The following is an 18,488-nucleotide window of genomic DNA, read 5'->3' as shown; positions in this document are numbered from 1 at the left end:
GCTGCGCTGGCGATCAACAAGCCTGTGTCCGGTCAACGACGCCCGGCGGGACCCGGCAGGGCCTGTGCGCCGGGTGTGACGGAAGACCCGCGTACAGGGGACATGTGTGACGGGGGCAGGGTGTTTGTGACACAGCCGGGGCAAAGACGCGGGCCCGTGCGGCGGCGGGGCGCCTTGACGCGGCGCCCGGGCAGGGCCTCAGTCGTCCAGCAGCCTCCAGGCCATGAGGGCGAGACCGGCCCGCACCAGGCCGCTGGGCCCGGTGAGTTCGAACCCCAGGACCTTGCCGATCTGTTCGAGGCGCCGGGCGACGCTGCTGTGGTGCAGGTGCAGCAGGTCGGCGGCCCGGCGCAGGGAGCCGGTCGCACAGTAGGCGTCCAGAGTCTCCACGTCATCTCCGGAAGCGGCCAGTCGGGCGATCATGGCCACGTCGGGGTTGTTCCGCATGACGTCCGGCGGAACCTGGGCGAGCAGGGCCAGCGCCCCGAGACTGTCGTGATCGACGACCGGCCGGCGCGAGCCGGTGAAGCGCAGAGCGATGCGGGCCTGCTGCCAGGACCGGTCGGGGCGCTCGGCGGCGCCTATGCCCGCGCGCACCCCGTCGGGGAACCGGCTCCGGTCCACGGTCGTGGCCAGGATGACACCCACGTCTCCGACCGGCGCGGCCTTGACCGGGCGAGCCGGGCAGAGCAGGACACCGATCCGGTCGAGCGGGAGTTGCGACCGTACGGCGACGACGCGGACGGGCAGTCCGGCCGCGAAGCCCAGCAGCCGCAGCGCCCGGGCCCGGGCCGCCTCGTCGGTCTCGGAGCTGACGGCCAGCTCGACGAGGGCGGGATCGGCCATGGTGGTCCGGGCGGGACCGTACCGCTCGACGACCGCGGCGGCGGCGAGGGCGAGCCGGTCCAGCAGGACGTCGTCCAGCGGCAGGGGCGTCCCGGGCCGTTCCAGCCACACCTCACCGATCTCCTCGTCATCGAGGGTGATCGGCGTCGTGCCGGGCGAGGGCAGGGGGCCCGGCGCGGGCGCCTCCCTGCCGTCGGGCGCCATGCGGATCGCCCGCCCGGTGCCGTGCAGCCGGATCCCGGCCGTGCACTGTGCCAGTCCCGCCGAGGCCCGGGCGAGTGCCGGGAGATCCACCCGCCGGCGCATCAGGGTGTCGTAGAACATGACGACGCGAATGGCACCTTCGACGTGCGTGTCCAACTGCGACAGCCGTACGGCCAGTGCCTCCATGGAGCGAGGATAGGCGCCGATCGGTGCCCAACGGGACCCGAATGGCCGACAGTTGGCGGATGCCCCGAGGCGGGGCCCGCCGTGAGGATGAGCGGCATGGACCCTGAACTCGAGGCATTCATCCCGTTGTTCCCCCGCGCCGACCTCACCGACCCGGTCGTCGAGCGCAAGAGCTTCGCCGAACTGGCCGCCGCCGTACCGGCACCGGACACCTCCGGCATGGAGGTCGAAGACCACCAGGTGCCCGGCGATCCGGCGGTGCCGGTGCGTGTCTACCGCCCGCACCGGGCGCACGGCGCCGTCATCTGGCTGCACGGTGGCGGATTCGTGATGGGAGACGTGGACACCGAGCACCCCTGGGCCGCGCGGCTGGCCGACAGCTCCGGTGTGGTGGTGATCTCGGTCGGCTACCGCCTGGCGCCCGAGCACCGCTTTCCGGCCGCCCTGGACGACGCGTACGCCGTGCTGACCTGGGCCGCCGGGCGGGCTGCCGAACTCGGCTTCGATCCGGAACGGATCGCGGTCGGCGGGCACAGCGCCGGGGGCGGCCTCGCGGCCGGGCTGGCGCTGCGGGCTCGTGACGAGCGAGGGCCACGGATCCGTTTCCAGCTGCTCAACCAGCCCGGGCTCGACGACCGGCCGCAGACGTGGTCGCGGCGCAACTTCACCGACACACCCTGGATGAACAGCGACAAGGTCGCCGCGGCCTGGCGGCACTACCTGGGCTCGACACCCGCCACGCCGTACGCCGCCCCGGCGCGCGCCACCGATCTGAGCGGCCTGCCGCCCGCCTATGTGGCCACCGCTGAGCTCTGCCCGAACCGCGACGAGGACATCGCGTACGCGCTGCGCCTGCTCCAGGCCGGCGTGTCGGTGGAACTGCATCAGTGGCCGGGTACCTTCCACGGCTCGCAGGCGATCCTCTCGGCCGACGTCTCGCAGCGGCAGATCACGGAACTCGGCTCCGCCCTGCGCCGCGCGCTCATCGACTGACCCCCCGACCCCTCGGCAACGGAAAGGGCACCCGCCATGACCGAGCTCACCCCGATCGGCCTCTTCACTTCGTTCATCCGTCTCGGCGAAGGCGGTGAGGTGCGTGCCGAAGAGCCCGCGTTCGACCCCTGACAGGACAGCTGGCAGCTGATGACCTTCCACGTGGAGACCGACGACGACGTGCACGCCGATCACTGGGAGATTCACACCGCCGCCGACGAGGTCGTCTCCTGCCTCACCGGCGGGATACGCCTCATCCTCCGCCCCGAGCGGCCCGGGGAGCCCGAGGCGCAGACCAGGCTGACGCCGGGCACGGCGGTCGTCGTGCCCCGCGGGCGCTGGCACCGCATCGCGCTGGACACCCCCAGCGACATCATGTCCGTCACCGTGCCGCGCGGCAGCCGCTTGGAGAGGCGGACCGACACGTAGAGCCGAAGACCCGGAGGGGGCCCGCCGGAAGGGAGACGGCAGCCGGACGAGGAGGGCGCGGACCAGGTCGGGCGGAAAGCGCTGTCATGATCTGGTCCGAATGTCCGGACAAAACATTGACAGGGCGTCGCCAGGGGGCTACAAAGCCGGGGAGAGCCGAGCACCTGGGGGACACCCGATGACCTACGACCTGATCACCATGGGGCGGATCGGAGTGGATCTGTATCCGCTGCAGACCGGCGTCCCGCTGCCGCAGGTCACGTCCTTCGGCAAGTTCCTCGGCGGTTCGGCGAGCAACGTCGCGGTCGCGGCGGCCCGTCTGGGACGCCGGACCGCGGTGATCACCCGCACCGGCGACGACCCCTTCGGCACCTATCTCCACCAGGCCCTGAAGGACTTCGGCGTGGACGACCGCTGGGTCACCCCGGTCCCCGGCCTGCCCACCCCGGTCACCTTCTGCGAGGTCTTCCCGCCGGACGACTTCCCGCTGTACTTCTACCGCCGCCCCAAGGCCCCCGACCTGGAGATCGACGCCCACGAGCTCGACCTCGACGCCGTCCGTGACGCCCGGGTCTTCTGGGTGACCGGCACGGGCCTGAGCGAGGAGCCCAGCCGCACGGCGACCCTCGCGGCCCTCGCCCACCGCGCCAAGTCCGGCACGACGGTCTTCGACCTCGACTGGCGCCCGATGTTCTGGACCGACCCCGACGCGGCCCGCCCCTTCTACGCCGAGGCCCTGCGGCACACCACCGTCGCCGTCGGCAACCTCGACGAGGTGGAGGTCGCCACGGGCGTGCGCGAACCCCACGCCGCCGCCCGTGCGCTGCTCGACGCGGGCGTCGAACTCGCCGTCGTCAAGCAGGGCCCCAAGGGCGTCCTCGCCGTGCACCGCGAGGGGGAGAGCGCCGAGGTCCCGCCGCTGCCGGTGAACGTCCTCAACGGCCTCGGCGCCGGCGACGCCTTCGGCGGCTGTCTCGTCCACGGCCTGCTGGCCGGCTGGGACCTGGAGAAGACCATGCGGCACGCCAACGCCGCCGGGGCCATCGTCGCCTCCCGCCTGGAGTGCTCCTCCGCCATGCCCACCCAGGACGAGATCGAGGCGGCCGTCACCGCGGGGGCCGTCCGGTGACCGTCGACATCTCCGAACTCGTCACCCTGCGCAGCAACCGCCCGGAGGCGATCGCGGAGGCCGCCGCCCGCCGCACCCGCCGGCCGCTGCTGAACACGAGCGGCCGCCTGATGATCGTCGCGGCCGACCACCCGGCCCGCGGCGCCCTCGGTGCCGGCGGCCGCAGCATGGCCATGGCCAACCGCGCCGACCTCCTCGACCGCCTCTGCCTGGCCCTGTCCCGCCCGGGCGTCGACGGTGTCCTCGCCACCGCCGACATCCTCGACGACCTGCTCCTGCTCGGCGCCCTCGACGGCAAGGTCGTCCTCGGCTCGATGAACCGCGGCGGCCTCCAGGGCGCGCGCTTCGAGCTCGACGACCGCTTCACCGGCCACCGCCCCGAGGACATCGAGCGCCTCGGCTTCGACGCGGGCAAACTGCTCCTGCGCATCGACTACGACGACCCGGGCTCCCTCACCACGATGGAGTCCACCGCCCGAGCGATCGACGCCATGGCCGCGCGCCGGCTCCCCGTCTTCGTCGAGCCGTTCCTCAGCCACCGCACCCCCGCGGGCAAGGTCGTGAACGACCTCTCCGCCGAGGCCGTCACCAAGTCGATCGCCATCGCCTCGGGCCTGGGCGGCACGTCCGCCTACACCTGGCTGAAGGTGCCGGTCACCGAGAACCCCGACGACATGGCCGAGGTCATGGCGACCTCCACCCTGCCCGCCGTGCTGCTCGGCGGGGAGGTCGGAGGCTCCGCCGAGGAGCAGGCCGGGGCGTACGAGAAATGGCGCGGCGCCCTGCGACTGCCCACCGTGCGCGGCCTGGTGGTCGGCCGCTCGCTGCTGTATCCGGCGGACGGCGATGTGGCCGCCGCCGTGGACACCGCCGTCGGATTGCTGTGAGGGCCGCGTCATGACCACCCCCACCGCCACCACGGGCGACAGCACAGAAGACCGAGCGTTCCCCCTCCCGGGCAGGTCCCGGGTCCAGATCGCCTCCGGCGCGGGAAGCCGCTTTGCTTTGGCAGGAGCGAAGAGCGAGCGACAACTCCCCGCCCGCTACGGCCCCGCGCCGGAGGTCCCGACGGCGAGGCGCACGCGGCCTCGCCCGCTGGACGCCCGATACGGGCGTCGCGTATCCGTGACCACCCAGAGGGAGGGACACCGATGACCTCGACGACGAGACTGACCGTCGCACAGGCGCTCGTGCGCTTCCTGGCGGCCCAGTACACCGAACGCGACGGCGTCCGGCAGCGGCTCATCGGCGCCACCTGGGGCATCTTCGGCCACGGCAACGTCGCCGGAATCGGCCAGGCCCTCCTCGAACACGCCGGGGAGATGCCGTACCACCAGGGCCGCAACGAACAGGCCATGGTGCACGCGGCGGTCGGCTACGCCCGCCAGTCCGGCCGCCTGTCCACGCACGCGGTGACGACGTCCATCGGCCCGGGCGCCACCAACCTCGTCACCGGCGCGGCCCTCGCGACCATCAACCACCTGCCGGTGCTGCTCCTGCCCGGCGACGTCTTCGCGACCCGCCCCGCCGACCCGGTCCTGCAGCAGCTCGAAGTGCCGTACGCGGGCGACGTGTCGGTCAACGACTGCCTGCGCCCGGTCTCCCGGTACTTCGACCGGATCACCCGGCCCGAGGCCCTGATCCCGTCCGCGCTGAACGCGATGCGCGTGCTCACCGACCCCGTGGAGACCGGCGCCGTCACCCTCGCCCTGCCCCAGGACGTCCAGGCCGAGGCGTACGACTGGCCGGAGGAGTTCTTCGCCGAGCGCGTGTGGACGGTACGGCGTCCCGGCGCCGACCCGACGGAACTGGCCGAGGCGGTGGGGATCATCCGCTCGGCGAAGAGGCCCCTGGTCATCGCGGGCGGCGGCGTCCACCACAGCCGCGCCGAGGAGGCCCTCGCCGAGTTCGCCGGGACGACCGGCATCCCGGTCGCCTCCACCCAGGCGGGCAAGGGCTCCCTGCGTCACGACCACCCCCAGGACGTCGGCGGCGTCGGCCACACCGGCACCGCCACCGCGGACGAACTCGCCCGCACCGCCGACCTGGTGATCGGCGTCGGCACCCGCTACACCGACTTCACCACCGCCTCCGGCACGCTGTTCGGCAACCCGGACGTCCGCTTCCTCAACCTCAACATCGCGCCCTTCGACGGTCACAAGCTCGCCGGACAGCCGTTGGTCGCGGACGCCCGCAGCGGCCTGCAGGAGCTCACCGACGCCCTCCGGCTGCACGCGTACCGGGTCGCCGGCCCGTACGCCACCGAGTACACCGAGGACAAGGAGCGCTGGGAGCAGCGCGTCGACGCCTGCTACGAGGTGGACGAACCCGACACCCGGCCGACCCAGCCCCAGGTCCTCGGCGCCCTGGACGAGATCGCCGACGCCTCGGACATCCTGATCAACGCCGCCGGCTCCCTCCCCGGCGACCTGCACAAACTGTGGCGGACCCGGTCGCACGACCAGTACCACCTGGAGTACGGCTACTCCTGCATGGGCTACGAGATACCGGCCGCCATCGGCGTCAAGATGGCCGCCCCCGACCGGCCCGTGTGGGCGCTGGTCGGCGACGGCACCTACCTGATGATGCCGACGGAGATCGTGACGGCCGTGCAGGAGGGCGTCGCGATCAAGGTCCTGATCATCCAGAACCACGGCTACGCCTCCATCGGCGGCCTGTCCGAGTCGGTCGGCGGCGAGCGGTTCGGCACCGCCTACCGCTTCCAGGCCGAGGACGGCTCGTACACCGGGGCGCCGCTGCCCGTCGACCTCGCCGCCAACGCGGCCAGCCTCGGCATGCGCGTCCTGCGCGCGAAGACCGTCCGCGACCTGCGCGAGGCCCTCGCCGAGGCCCGGGCGGCCGACACTCCCACATGTGTCTACGTCGAGACCCAAACGGCAGACACAGTGTCGGGCGCGCCTCCCGCGCAGGCCTGGTGGGATGTACCTGTGGCCCAGACCGCGACACGGCCGTCCGCGGTCAAGGCACGTGAGCTGTACGAACGGCACGTCTCCACCCGACGCCGCCATCTGTGAAGGAGTTCCCGGCCATGACGAAGATCGTCAACCACTGGATCGGCGGCAAGACCGTCGAAGGCGCCTCGGGCACGCACGGGCCGGTGACGGATCCGGCGACCGGCGAGGTGACGACGAAGGTCGCGTTCGCCTCGGTCGACGAGGTGGACGCGGCGGTCGCCGCAGCCAAGGAGGCCTACCTGACCTGGGGCCAGTCCTCGCTGGCCCAGCGCACCTCGATCCTGTTCACGTTCCGCGCCCTGCTGGACGCCAACCGGGACGCGATCGCCGAGCTGATCACCGCCGAGCACGGCAAGGTCCACTCCGACGCGCTCGGCGAGGTGGCGCGCGGCCTGGAGATCGTCGACCTGGCCTGCGGCATCAGCGTGCAGCTGAAGGGCGAGCTGTCCACGCAGGTCGCCAGCCGCGTCGACGTGTCCTCGATCCGCCAGCCGCTGGGTGTCGTCGCGGGCATCACCCCGTTCAACTTCCCGGCGATGGTGCCGATGTGGATGTTCCCCCTCGCCATCGCGTGCGGCAACACCTTCGTGCTGAAGCCGTCCGAGAAGGACCCGTCGGCCTCGATCAAGATCGCCGAGCTGCTCGCGGAGGCCGGTCTGCCCGACGGCGTCTTCAACGTGGTCCACGGTGACAAGGTCGCCGTCGACCGCCTCCTGGAGCACCCGGACGTCAAGGCGGTGTCGTTCGTCGGCTCCACTCCGATCGCCCGCTACATCCACACCACGGCCTCCGCCAACGGCAAGCGCGTCCAGGCCCTCGGCGGCGCCAAGAACCACATGCTGGTGCTGCCGGACGCCGACCTCGACGCGGCCGCCGACGCCGCCGTCTCGGCCGCCTACGGTTCCGCCGGTGAGCGCTGCATGGCCATCTCCGCGGTCGTCGCCGTCGGCTCGATCGGTGACGAACTGGTGGAGAAGATCCGCGAGCGCGCCGAGAAGATCAAGATCGGACCGGGCAACGACCCGGCCTCCGAGATGGGCCCGCTGATCACCAAGGTCCACCGCGACAAGGTCGCCTCCTACGTCCAGGGCGCCGCGGCCGAGGGCTGCGAGGTCGTCCTGGACGGCACGGGCTTCACCGTGGACGGCTTCGAGGACGGCCACTGGATCGGCATCTCGCTGCTCGACAAGGTGCCCACGTCCGCCAAGGCCTACCAGGACGAGATCTTCGGCCCGGTGCTGACGGTGCTGCGTACCGAGACCTACGAGGAGGCGCTGGACCTGATCAACGCCTCCCCGTTCGGCAACGGCACCGCGATCTTCACCCGGGACGGCGGCGCGGCCCGCCGCTTCCAGCTGGAGGTCGAGGCGGGCATGGTCGGCGTGAACGTCCCGATCCCGGTCCCCGTCGGCTACCACTCCTTCGGCGGCTGGAAGGACTCGCTCTTCGGCGACCACCACATCTACGGCAACGACGGCACGCACTTCTACACCCGCGGCAAGGTCGTCACCACCCGCTGGCCGGACCCGGCCGACGCCCCGGCGGGCGTGGACCTGGGCTTCCCGCGCAACCACTGACCGGTATCGGCCACTCCTCCATGGGCGAGCGCCCGCCCATGGAGACTGTGGACATGCACACACCGACGCACCCCCCCACGGAAACCCCCACGACGCTGGGCGAGCAGCTCCTGCTCCTCTCCCTGGACGACGAGTCCGGCGCGGCGAAGGAGTCGGCGAAGGTGGCGCCGGCGATATCCGCCGCCCTGCTGGTGGAGCTGGCGCTGGCCGGCCGGATCGACGTGACCGACGACAGGGTGACCGTCGTCGACGCCACGCCGCTGGGGGATCCCGCCCTGGACGCGGCACTCGCCGACATCGCCGGCCGGGACAAGCCGGGCAGGACCAGGGACTGGATCACCCGGCTGAAGACGGACGCGGTGGCGTGGGCGAACCGGGGCCTGATCGAGAAGGGTCTGGTCCGGGAGGAGAAGAAGAAGGTGCTCGGTCTCTTCCCCGTCCGCCGCTATCCCGAGGCGGACGGTTCGGCGGAGGCGGCGCTGCGGCAGCGGCTCGACGAGGTCGTCCTCCGGGGAGGGGCACCGGACGAGCGCACGGCGTCCCTGGTGGCCCTGCTGCACGGGGCGAAGCTGCACCGTCTGGCCTTCCCGGACGCCGACATGCGTGAGGTCGGGGCGGCGATGAAGGCGCTCTCCGAGGGCCAGTGGTCCGCGACGGCCGTGCGGCATGTCGTGCGGGCGGCCGAGGAGGCGCTGGCGGTGATCGTCGCCGTGACGGCGACGACGACGATCGTCACCGGCACCTGACCACGGCGGTCCGTGGAGAGCCGGCAGCCGCAGGCCCCTCCCCGTAGGGCCTGTCGTTTGGATCACGCCGCAGACGCGGGGCCTGGCACGCACATCTGCCGCGTTGTCGTCACTCGCCGACGCTCCGCGTCGACTCCCTCCTCCGCCTTGCAGATGCACGCACCAGGCCCCGCTCACCGGCGTTGACAGGCGCTGCCGATGCCCTGCGCCGTGATCCAAACGACAGGCCCTGGACCGGGGAGGGGCCTGCGCGGCTCCGGACCGTCGGCGGCCCGTACCGTCAGAGGTACTGGATGGGGCTGCAGTCCGTGTGCTGCGTGTCGCGGCAGATCTTCAGCCAGGTCGTCCCCAGGCCGCCCGGCTTCTGGAAGCGGACCGGCACGGAACCCGCGCCGCACTGCGTGCCCATCTTGAACGGCGGTCCCACGGTCAGGTCCACCGTCCACTGGATCCAGAGCGTGTAGCACCCGGAGCCGGTGTTGCGGAGCTCTCCCTCGACGGCGGTGTCCGGCCAGAGGCCTCCCGAGTCCACGGACCGGGTCGTTCCCGACGCACCGGCCGTCGCGTGGGAGAGGGACCACCCCTCGGCCGCGTGGGCGGTCGTGCCGTGGGCGGAGAGCGCCAGGGCGAGCAGCGCGGCGCCGGCCAGAGATTTCATCGTGTGTGACATGGGTCCGATCCCTTCTGATGTGCCGGATGTCCCGGGGACGTCTCCGTACGGGCCCCCTCGGCGGACGGCCGCGGCCCGGGCCAGTGAAGACAAGGGGTGCCGTCCTCGCTGAGTGCCTCCGCCAGCAGGTCGCAGTAGTGGCGCAGGTCTTCGTGCCAGCCGACGAACGACGCGAAGTCCCGCATGTGGACGGCCAGACGGAGAGTGGCCGCGCGTGCGGTGCCCGGCGGGACAGGGGCGGCGCCGTCGCCGCCGGTGTAGCCGCGGAGCAGGGCGTGGGCCGCGGCCGGGTAGTCGACCCGCGGGCCCTTGCCCGCGGCGCCGAGGCCACGGGCGGCGGCGGCGCGCAGTTCGTGCAACTCGCCGAGGGTCCAGCCGAGATCGAGGGCGGGGTCGCCCCCGGTGACCTCCTCGCCGGTGAGCAGGACGGTGTGGCCACCGGCGGCGGAGGGGACCAGCCAGCCGGTGCTGGGCGCTCCGTGCAGCAGGACCGGGCCGCTTGCGGGTGGCTCGTCGGCGGCCCGGGACCAGTCCGTCAGCCGGGCCCACAGTGAGGGACCGAGCCGGGTACGGGCCGAAGTGCGCAGCCGGGCCGTACCGGGAGCGTCCTCCTCTCCGCAGAGCCAGGCCATGAGCCGTCGCACCCCGTGGTGGGGCGGCCGCTCCGGGACGTCCCACGGCTCCTGGTGCAGCCGTCGCAGAGTCCTGCCCAGACCGGCCAGGGCGTCGACCGAGAGCCGGAAGGCGGTGTCGTCGCCGGAGGGCAGCAGCCGTGCCACCGAGAAGGCGCCGGGCACGCGGTAGAGCACCCCCGAACGCAGGGTCGCCCCGCCCCGCGCGGAGCCGGCGGCCGGTTCGCCGAGGGCGAGCCGGACACCGCGCGCTGCCCCGGCGGTACCGCGGGCCCCGGCGGCGGCCGCAGCGACGGCTGTGTCGACGCGGCGCAGTGCCGCGGCGGCCTCCGCCGGCGGAAGGCGCTGCGGAGCGGTGTGGGCCGGTCCCGGGGCGCGCAGCCAGCTGAACTCCGCGTCCCCGTGGTGGCGCACGGTGATCCGCAGATAGCGGGTTCCGTACTCGCGTACGGTGACGGGCTCCGTTCCGGAGGGCCGTCCCGTGTCCCGGGGCGCCGCCGGGGCTGGGGGCGCGGCATCGACCGGCTCAGTCACTGGTGCGCCGCCCGACCGCCTCGATGATCTCCCGGGTGTCCCGCAACGCCGCCGACTGGCCCTCGGTGAACAGCACTCCGGCGCAGTTGAGGATCACCTCGTCCACACCGGCGTTCCGGTACTTCTCCAGTTCGGCGGCGATGTGGTCGGCCGAGCCGTACAGGTACGTGCCACTGTCCACCAGGGCGGCGGCACCGGCCACCGGATCCGCCGGATCGACCGGAACGCCGGCCCGGCGCAGCATGTCCGTGTAGTGCTCCATGGTGAGGTGCCCGGAGGCAGCGGTGTGCGCGAGCACGTGCGGGTTCCGGCCTTCGCGCTCCACCGCCACATGGACGACGGTCGCGACTCGGCAGCGGGTGTCCCTGTCACTGTCCTTGGCCCCTTCCTCCAGGGCGGGCAGCAGGGTCTCGGCGACATACCCGGGCGGGGTCATCCAGGTGATGGCGACGTCGGCGACGCCGCCCGCGGTGCGCGCCATGTTGGGGCGCAGCACGCCCACGCCGACCTCCACGTGGGGATGCTCCATGGGGATCAACCGGCCCTGCAGGCTGTGGTAGTCGCCCGCGTGGTCGACGATCTCCCCGTCGAGCAGGGCCCGGACCGTGCGCAGGTAGTCCGCGGCCATCGTGCGCGGGCTGGCGAACGGGCGTCCGTTGAGGCTGCGGACGAACGCCGTCGAGCCGACGCCGTAACCGGCCACCACCGGCAGGCCGGTCAGCAGGGCGAGCGAGCGGGCCTGGAGGGCGGCCTCGTAGGGGTGGCGCAGCGGCATCAGGGTCACGCTGAGGCCCACGGGGACGCGTGTCCCGGCACCGGCGAGGTGGGCGAACGCCTGGTGGGCCTCCACTTTGAGCGACTGGCCTGTCCACAGCCGGCGCGCTCCGGTGTCGCGAACCAGCTCGGCGTGGGGTCGCAGGGAGTCCGGGGTCTCCGGCATGTTCGGCACGAGCACGCTCGGGAGCACGTTGTCGGCGGTCACGGCGGGACACCTTCCTTTGTCGCTGGTGCTCTGACATCTGCCGGAGCTGTTGTTGTTCCTTGACGAACTGTTGTGTTTCTACTACGTTTTTTCCATGAGCCCAGTGAGTCATCGCGAGGGAATGCAGATCTACAACCAGCTGAGAGTGCTCCGCGCGGAGCGAGGCCTCAGTCGCGTCGCGCTGGCCAAGCTGGTGGAGGTGCACCCGCAGACCATCGGCGCCATCGAGCGGGGTGACTACTTCCCGAGTCTCGACCTGGCGTTCCGGCTCAGCGATGTGTTCGAGCTTCCGGTGGAAGCGATCTTCAACCGCAAGCCCTTCGCCCCCCTCTCCGCCCAGCTGTACAACAAGGAGGACCGCTCGTGAGCCGCCAAGGTGCCGACGGGACGACGGATCTGACGCGCAGTCCCATGCGCCCTGTGGCGCTCTCCCTCTGTGTGCTGAGCGCGTCCATGGTGGTGCTGTCGCTCATCTCGGACGGCAACGCGTTCTCCGACTCGTGGTGGCTCGTGGCCTTCGTGCTCTGGCTGCTGCTGTGGGGCGTGCTGCGTTCGATGACCCGCGGTGTGGCCGAGCGGCCCCAGGCAGGACTGGACGAACGTGAACGCGGGCTGCGTGACCGGGTTTCCTTCATCGGCTACCAGTGCGCGGTCGGCGCCGGGATGCTCGTCGTGATGGTCATGGTCGTCTTCCAGAACCAGCCCGACGTGATCGAGCGGATCCCCGCGCTGCTGACGACCCTCATGCTGACCGCGTCCGCCGTGCCCTCCATCGTCCTGGGGATGTCCGGCGTGGGTGTCGAGGACACCGACGAGGACGAGGACGAGTGATTCGGCCCGGCGCTGAGCGGGAATGAGGTTCTCGTGCCACAGGGCGGGTGCCCACCGATTGCGGCGGTGGGCACCCGCCCCTTGTTCTCAGCGGGTCACGCGGTTCAGCAGGAGTGGTCGAAGGTGTTGTCGACCGAGACGGCCGAGACGGCGGACGCGGCGGAGATGCACGCCTGCGACGAGGTGGTGATCGTGATGGTGGCGGCCGGGGCCTCCACGGCGGGGACGATCTCGTCGGCGGCGGCGTAGGCGGAGTAACCGCTGATGAGGGACTGGGTGTTCATGCTGACTCCCGTTTACTCGGATTCTCATGGTGACCGGATCGGCGATTTCGACAACCGCGTTCTCCGGCCGTGGCAGAACCATTCCTCGAACAGTGCCGCGATGGCAACGGAGTTGACCGCATGCGGACACTGTCCGCAATCGGTCAACGTCCTCTGTTGAGCGGGTACTCGACTCGGTCCTATGCTCGCCGGGATGAGCCGAGATCAGCTGCATCGCCTGGTATTGGACAATGGCCTCAGGGTGTTGCTGGCACCGAATCCCGTGGGTGCTTCGATCGGCGTCGCCGTGCACTACGGCGTTGGTTTCCGCACGGAACCCGAGGGGCGTACCGGCCTGGCGCATCTCTTCGAGCACCTCATGTTCCGAGGGGGCAGAGAGGCCGGGCCCGAGGGCTATCTGCCGCGGGTGCAGCGCGCCGGCGGCTTCGGCGACGCCCGGACCCGCCAGGACGTGACGGTGTACTACGCCGCCGCGCCCACCTCCGCACTGGAAATGCTGCTCGCGCTCGAAGCGGACCGAATGCGCTCGCCCTGCATTTCCGCGCGAAACCTCCGCACACAGATCGCGGTGATCGACGAGGAGATCCGGCTCATGGTCCGCAATCGCCCTTACGGAACTCATCCCTGGGCACTTCCGCGGACCCTGCACCGGCGCTCGGAGAACGTCAGGGACGGGTACGGCGAAACCGCCGACCTCGCCGCCTTCGACACTGCGTTGTGCGAAAGGTTCTTCGCCGACCATTACGGCCCTGGAAATGCCGTGGTGACCGTCACCGGCGCCTTCGACCGCCGAATGGCGGAGGGTCTCGTGCGCCGGCACTTCGACGACCTGCCGGCGCGTTCGACGGTGCGGTCGTCCGATTCACACGAGCCGATGCCGGCAGAGGAGCGGCGGCTGACGGTCGAGGACCCGCACGCCGGTTCACCCGCCGTCGCGGTGGGCTACCGGATGCCGGACCCGGTCACCGAGCGCGCCGACTACCTCGCGCACCTCGTCCTGGCGGCGCTGCTCGGACAGGGCCGGCACGCCCTGCTGCGCCGGGGACCGACCGCGGCCGCGGGGGCGTCGAGCCTCTCGGTGGGCTGCGGTCTCTTCGGGCTGCCGTGGGACACGGTGGGGCCGGATCTGCTGACGCTGTTCGCCGTGCACGAGCACGAGCGGGGTGCCGAGGACGTCCTCGACGCGCTCGACGGAGCGCTGGAGGCGTTGGCGACGCACGAGGTGGCCGCCGGGCCGTTGCGTGCCACGACCGCCCGCTGGGCCGCCGCGGCGATGCGCGAACTCGGTGATCCGGGCACCCGGGCACAGCTGCTCGGCCTGCGCGAGACGCTCTTCGGCGAGGCGGAGCTGACGCATGCGCTGCCCGAGCTCGTACGCGCCGGCGTCACCGGCGAACAGGTGAGCAGGGCAGCCGCCCGGCTCAGGTCCTCCCACCGGGCGGTCGTGCGCTTCGTGCCAGGACGCCGCGCCGTGCCGCGGGACATCGCACGGGAGACGACGACATGACCGGTGGTGCGGCGAAGAAACCCCCCGGCTACGGCAGCCGGCCGGAGGCGAGCGGCGCACAGGGGCGGCTGCCGCTGCCCGATGCCGACCTCACCCTCGGCAACGGGCTGCGGGTCGTGGTGTGTTCGGCTTCCGTCGTCCCTCTGGTGGAGATCCGGCTCACCGTCCCGTACACCGCAACGGCACCGGGGGAGGTGGCCCAATGCCAGCTGCTGGCCGAGCTCCTGTTGCGCGGCACCGCCCAGCGGAGCGCCGACGACCACGACGCGGCGCTGGCCGCACACGGTGCCGCCCTGGAAGCCTCCGCGGACGCCCGCAGGTTCACCGTCACCGGCCACACCATGGCCGACGGCCTGCCCGCCGTACTCGCCCTGCTGGCCGAAGCCCTCGGCGGGCCCCGGCTCACCGAGGAAGCCGTCGCCCCCGAACGCGAACGGCTGGCACGCCGCATACGGCTGGCCACCCACCAGCCGGCGGCGCTCGCACAGCACGCGCTGCTGCGGCGCAGGTACGGCGAGGAGAGAGCCGCCCGCTGGCAGCCGGCGCCCGAACAGGCCGCCGCCTGCACGCGGGACGACCTGGCCCGACTGCACGCGCGGCATCTGGGCGCGCGGGGCGCGGTGCTCGTGCTGGTCGGAGACCTGGAGCCGGAGGTGACCCTGGCCTCGGTCGCCGGGCTGTTCGAGGCGTGGGAGTCCGGGCCCGAGGGCGACCTGCCCGAGGTGCCGCCCTGGTTCCCGGGCGGGCCCCTGCAGCACGTGGACCGGCCCGGGGCCGTCCAGAGCGTGATACGGCTGGCCGCCCCCGCCCTGCCCCGGTCGGACCCGGGCTACCCGGCCCTGCACCTGGCCCAGTTGGTCTTCGGCGGGTCCTTCGCCTCGCGGCTGGTCGCGCGCCTGCGCGAGGACAAGGGGTACGCCTACCAGCTCGGTTCGGGTGTGGAGTCGGTGCCGGGGGCGTCGACACTGATGGTCGAGGCCGACACCGCCGCCGAGCACACCGTCGCGGCTCTCGCGGTGATCAGGGAAGAACTGGAGCGCATGGCCGCCGAACCGCCCTCGGCGCGGGAGATCGACGCCGCCCGGCGTTACGCGGCCGGTTCCACCGCGACGGCGATGTCGGCACCGGGAGCCCTGGCGACCGGGCTGGCGAACCTGCTGCATGTCGGGGTCGGCGCCGACTGGTTGCACAACTGGGGGCCGCTGCTGGAGGGCGTCTCCCGCGACCAGGTCGGCGAGGCGGCCCGCCGGTTCTTCCGGCCCGCCGATTTCACCGGGGTGGTCGTCGCCGACGAGAGGGCGGTGGAGCCCCTGCGCAGGGGCTCCACCGGCGAACTCGGCTTCTGACGGCCCGAGGGGCGGTGCTTCCGGGTGACCCCTCGGAAGCACCGCCCCTCGCTGTGAGCCGATCGGGCGTGTCAGCCCCGGCTCTTCTTGATTCCCGCGACGACGGCGACGACGACGGCGATACCGACGGCGATCCACAGGGCGATGCTCATGAGGTGCTCCTTCGAGAATGTTCGGCAGGGTTGGCGGAGGACAGCAGGGGTTGGCGGAGGACAGCAGGAGGTTGGCGGGGGACAGGAGGAGGTCGGCGGGGGCACGAGCGGTCGGGGGACGGCAGGAGGTCTGCCGGGGGCCGGGACTAACGCACCCGCAGCGCTTCGGCGAGCGGCACCCGAGAGCCGCTGCGCAGCACGCTGCCCGCGTACATCCGTCCGGCGACGCGGGTCATCCCCACCAGCGCGGCGACCGCCAGCACCAGGGACAGAGCGATCTGCCAGGCGGGGGCGATGCCCAGCAGCATGCGGGCCGGCATCAGGATCGGGCTGAGCGGCGGTACGAGCGACAGCCATTCGATCAACGGGTCGTGCGCGTCCTTGCTCAGCAGGGCGATGCCCAGCACGAACGGCATGGTGATGAGCAGCATCACCGGTTGCACCACGCCTTGCAGGTCCTCCTGCCGCGAGACCCTGGCGGCGGCCGCGGCCAGCAGGGCGGCGAAGAGGAAGAAACCGAGCAGGAACCAGACCCCCATCGTCACCAGCGACCCGCCCACCGCGTTCGGCAGGGTGAGGGCGCCGGTGCCCTGGGCGAGGGCCACCGCGGCTCCGCCGAGCAGCACGAGCTGGGTCAGGCCGGCCACCGCGACACCGATGAGCTTCCCGGCGAGGAGCTGCCAGGGGCGGATGGTCGAGAGGAGCAACTCCACCACGCGGCTGCTCTTCTCCTCGACCACGCCCTGCGCCAGGGTGATCCCGTAGAAGACGAAGAAGAAGTACAGCAGTCCGGTGGAGGAGAAGACCAGCGCGAACTGCTCGGCCGCGCTGGTCTCCGACGGCTCGAGTGCGTGGACCTGCACGGTGGACGATGCCACGCGCTCCCGGAACTCCACGGGGTCCACGCCGGCGCGCTCGAGCTCCCGGGTGGTGCGCTCCTCGGCGATCGTGGCGCGCACGACGCCGAGCAGGTTCTCGTCCGCCTCACGTTCCACGGAGAGCGTGAGCCGGCCGTCGGTGCCGCCGAGCACGGCGGAGAGGTCCCCGTCGCGCAGCATCCGGTCCGTGCGGTCGCCGTCGACGGTGACGAACTCGAAGTCACCGCCTGTCTTTTCCGCGACGGCGGCGAGCGCCGGGCGCATCGCCGCGATCTCCCGTTCGACGCCGACCTCGGCGGGTCCGTCCTTGGCGAGGAGGATCACCAGGGCGTAGACGCCGAGGCCGAGCAGCAGGCCCAGGGTGCTCAGGACGAAGGATCTGGTCCGCATCCGGCTGTTGATCTCCCGCCGGGCGACCAGGCCGACCGCCCGGCGGGCCGACAGCGCGCCGATGCCGTTCCGAGGGCCGGAAGTGCCGTCGGCCGGGTCGGAGGCGCACTCCCCGTCCGGGACGTCCGGGCCGTGCGTGTCGCCCGGCGCTGGTGTCACAGTGTTCATGTCTGGTCCCCGTCGGTGTCGTTCACTGTCGCGGCCACGCCGGCCGTGGGGCCGGTGTCCGACGTCCGCCCGGTGTCCTCCCCGTGCGCGCCGGTTCCGCCCACCAGGTCGCGGTACAGGTCGGACAGCGGCGGTCGTTCGGACACGAAGGCCACGACCGGTCCGGTGGCCAGCGCCGCGTGCAGGACCCGCTGATCGTCCGCACCCTTCGCCAGGCGGAGCCGCGTACGGGAGCCCTCGCGGCTCACGACCGAGACGCCCGGCAGTCCCGCGGTCCAGGTCTCGCCCGCCTCCGGGGCGTCGACCAGCAGGCGCCGGTCGGCGTTCTCGCTCAGTTCCTCGACCGTGCCGCAGGCGATGAGGCGCCCGTCCGAGACGATGCCGACCCGGTCGCAGACGCGCTCGACGAGTGACAGCTGGTGGCTGGAGAACATCACGGGCACTCCCTCGGCGGCTCGTTCGACGAGCACCTCGTGCATGACGTCCACCGCCACCGGGTCCAGGCCCGAGAACGGCTCGTCGAGCACCAGCACCTGAGGGTCGTGGACCAGCGCCGCGGCCAGCTGGACCCGCTGCTGGTTGCCGAGGCTGAGGTTCTGGATTTCCTCGGAGGCGTACCGGGAGAGTTCGAGCCGCTCGACCCACCGGTCGGCCGCCGCCCGCGCGGCAGCCGGCGGCAGGCCGTGCAACTCGCCCAGGTACCGCAGGTGTTCGCCGACCTTCATCCGCGGATACAGGCCGCGCTCCTCGGGCATGTAGCCGAACTGCCTGCGGGCGGCGAGATCGACCGGGCGGCCGCGCCAGCGGACCTCTCCCTCGTCGGGCGTGAGGACGCCCAGGACGATCCGCATCGTGGTGGTCTTGCCCGCGCCGTTGCTTCCCACGAAGCCGAACAGCTCACCGGCGCGGATGCCGAAGGTCATGTCGGCGACCGCCTGACGCTTGCCGTACCTCTTGCGTACGCCGTCGACCTCCAGCACGGGCACCGTCATGTCGTCCCTCCAGAGCACTGTACTAACTTGCTGAAGT

18 protein-coding genes are annotated in these 18,488 nt (G+C 72.1%); 11 read left to right on the top strand and 7 right to left on the bottom strand.

Going from position 1 to position 18,488, the window contains the following annotated elements:
- Positions 1-198 precede the first annotated feature (198 nt).
- Positions 199-1,236, bottom strand: coding sequence for a helix-turn-helix domain-containing protein (locus AB0F04_RS05795; protein ID WP_362038141.1), 1,038 nt, complete (start codon positions 1,234-1,236; stop codon positions 199-201).
- A 96-nt stretch (positions 1,237-1,332) separates the two neighbouring features.
- Here AB0F04_RS05795 and AB0F04_RS05790 point away from each other — a divergent pair, with 96 nt between their 5' ends.
- The 7 genes from AB0F04_RS05790 to AB0F04_RS05760 all read left to right on the top strand — a co-directional run bounded on the left by AB0F04_RS05790 (position 1,333) and on the right by AB0F04_RS05760 (position 9,085).
- Positions 1,333-2,229: an alpha/beta hydrolase gene (locus AB0F04_RS05790; protein WP_362038139.1), complete on the top strand. Its 897-nt coding sequence runs from the start codon at positions 1,333-1,335 to the stop codon at positions 2,227-2,229.
- Positions 2,230-2,379: 150 nt separating this feature from the next.
- Positions 2,380-2,658: a hypothetical protein gene (locus tag AB0F04_RS05785; RefSeq protein ID WP_362038137.1), complete on the top strand. Its 279-nt coding sequence runs from the start codon at positions 2,380-2,382 to the stop codon at positions 2,656-2,658.
- Between the two features lie 178 nt (positions 2,659-2,836).
- The gene (gene iolC / locus AB0F04_RS05780) at positions 2,837-3,787 is read left to right on the top strand and encodes a 5-dehydro-2-deoxygluconokinase (RefSeq protein WP_362038135.1); all 951 of its coding nucleotides are present in this window, start codon (positions 2,837-2,839) and stop codon (positions 3,785-3,787) included.
- A complete protein-coding gene (locus AB0F04_RS05775; protein WP_362038133.1) occupies positions 3,784-4,674 on the top strand; it encodes a deoxyribose-phosphate aldolase in 891 nt (296 codons plus the stop codon). Before iolC ends, AB0F04_RS05775 begins: the two co-directional genes overlap by 4 nt.
- Positions 4,675-4,938: 264 nt before the next feature.
- Positions 4,939-6,822, top strand: a complete 1,884-nt coding sequence (gene iolD / locus AB0F04_RS05770) for a 3D-(3,5/4)-trihydroxycyclohexane-1,2-dione acylhydrolase (decyclizing) (RefSeq protein ID WP_362038131.1) — start codon at positions 4,939-4,941, stop codon at positions 6,820-6,822.
- A 14-nt stretch (positions 6,823-6,836) separates the two neighbouring features.
- Complete coding sequence (gene mmsA / locus AB0F04_RS05765; RefSeq protein WP_362038129.1) at positions 6,837-8,339, top strand: CoA-acylating methylmalonate-semialdehyde dehydrogenase; 1,503 nt, start codon at positions 6,837-6,839, stop codon at positions 8,337-8,339.
- Positions 8,340-8,392: 53 nt separating this feature from the next.
- On the top strand, positions 8,393-9,085 hold the full coding sequence (locus AB0F04_RS05760) for a GPP34 family phosphoprotein (protein ID WP_362038127.1): 693 nt from the start codon (positions 8,393-8,395) through the stop codon (positions 9,083-9,085).
- A gap of 280 nt (positions 9,086-9,365) precedes the next feature.
- On the opposite strand, the gene AB0F04_RS05755 is transcribed toward AB0F04_RS05760, so the two are convergent.
- From AB0F04_RS05755 to AB0F04_RS05745, 3 genes are read right to left on the bottom strand one after another with little or no spacing between them, the layout of a single operon-like run.
- Positions 9,366-9,755 carry a hypothetical protein gene (locus tag AB0F04_RS05755; protein WP_362038125.1) on the bottom strand — a complete coding sequence of 130 codons (390 nt, stop codon included), beginning with the start codon at positions 9,753-9,755 and terminating at the stop codon, positions 9,366-9,368.
- Positions 9,740-10,921 (bottom strand): hypothetical protein, encoded by a 1,182-nt coding sequence (locus tag AB0F04_RS05750; RefSeq protein WP_362038123.1) that lies wholly within the window; start codon positions 10,919-10,921, stop codon positions 9,740-9,742. Before AB0F04_RS05750 ends, AB0F04_RS05755 begins: the two co-directional genes overlap by 16 nt.
- Positions 10,914-11,903, bottom strand: a complete 990-nt coding sequence (locus AB0F04_RS05745) for an LLM class flavin-dependent oxidoreductase (RefSeq protein ID WP_362038120.1) — start codon at positions 11,901-11,903, stop codon at positions 10,914-10,916. Before AB0F04_RS05745 ends, AB0F04_RS05750 begins: the two co-directional genes overlap by 8 nt.
- Positions 11,904-11,997: 94 nt before the next feature.
- On the opposite strand from AB0F04_RS05745, the gene AB0F04_RS05740 reads away from it, so the two are divergent.
- Together AB0F04_RS05740 and AB0F04_RS05735 are read left to right on the top strand one after the other, a co-directional pair.
- Positions 11,998-12,270: a helix-turn-helix transcriptional regulator gene (locus AB0F04_RS05740; RefSeq protein WP_097216740.1), complete on the top strand. Its 273-nt coding sequence runs from the start codon at positions 11,998-12,000 to the stop codon at positions 12,268-12,270.
- Complete coding sequence (locus AB0F04_RS05735) at positions 12,267-12,734, top strand: hypothetical protein (protein WP_362038117.1); 468 nt, start codon at positions 12,267-12,269, stop codon at positions 12,732-12,734. The genes AB0F04_RS05740 and AB0F04_RS05735 overlap by 4 nt, the downstream gene beginning before the upstream one ends.
- A 104-nt stretch (positions 12,735-12,838) precedes the next feature.
- Here AB0F04_RS05735 and AB0F04_RS05730 read toward each other — a convergent pair whose 3' ends face one another.
- On the bottom strand, positions 12,839-13,018 hold the full coding sequence (locus AB0F04_RS05730; protein ID WP_362038116.1) for a hypothetical protein: 180 nt from the start codon (positions 13,016-13,018) through the stop codon (positions 12,839-12,841).
- Between the two features lie 181 nt (positions 13,019-13,199).
- On the opposite strand from AB0F04_RS05730, the gene AB0F04_RS05725 reads away from it, so the two are divergent.
- Both AB0F04_RS05725 and AB0F04_RS05720 read left to right on the top strand, forming a co-directional pair.
- A complete protein-coding gene (locus AB0F04_RS05725; RefSeq protein ID WP_362038114.1) occupies positions 13,200-14,525 on the top strand; it encodes a pitrilysin family protein in 1,326 nt (441 codons plus the stop codon).
- Positions 14,522-15,871 (top strand): pitrilysin family protein, encoded by a 1,350-nt coding sequence (locus tag AB0F04_RS05720; RefSeq protein ID WP_362038112.1) that lies wholly within the window; start codon positions 14,522-14,524, stop codon positions 15,869-15,871. Before AB0F04_RS05725 ends, AB0F04_RS05720 begins: the two co-directional genes overlap by 4 nt.
- Positions 15,872-16,169: 298 nt before the next feature.
- On the opposite strand, the gene AB0F04_RS05715 is transcribed toward AB0F04_RS05720, so the two are convergent.
- On the bottom strand, positions 16,170-17,459 hold the full coding sequence (locus AB0F04_RS05715) for an ABC transporter permease (RefSeq protein ID WP_362038111.1): 1,290 nt from the start codon (positions 17,457-17,459) through the stop codon (positions 16,170-16,172).
- Positions 17,456-18,451 (bottom strand): ATP-binding cassette domain-containing protein, encoded by a 996-nt coding sequence (locus AB0F04_RS05710; RefSeq protein ID WP_362038108.1) that lies wholly within the window; start codon positions 18,449-18,451, stop codon positions 17,456-17,458. The genes AB0F04_RS05715 and AB0F04_RS05710 overlap by 4 nt, the downstream gene beginning before the upstream one ends.
- Between the last annotated feature and the right edge of the window lie 37 nt (positions 18,452-18,488).

The organism is Streptomyces sp. NPDC029041 (assembly GCF_040637515.1).
GTDB lineage: Bacteria > Actinomycetota > Actinomycetes > Streptomycetales > Streptomycetaceae > Streptomyces.
Note: the sequence above shows the minus strand (reverse complement) of the source record. Positions and strands in the feature narration are given on the sequence as shown.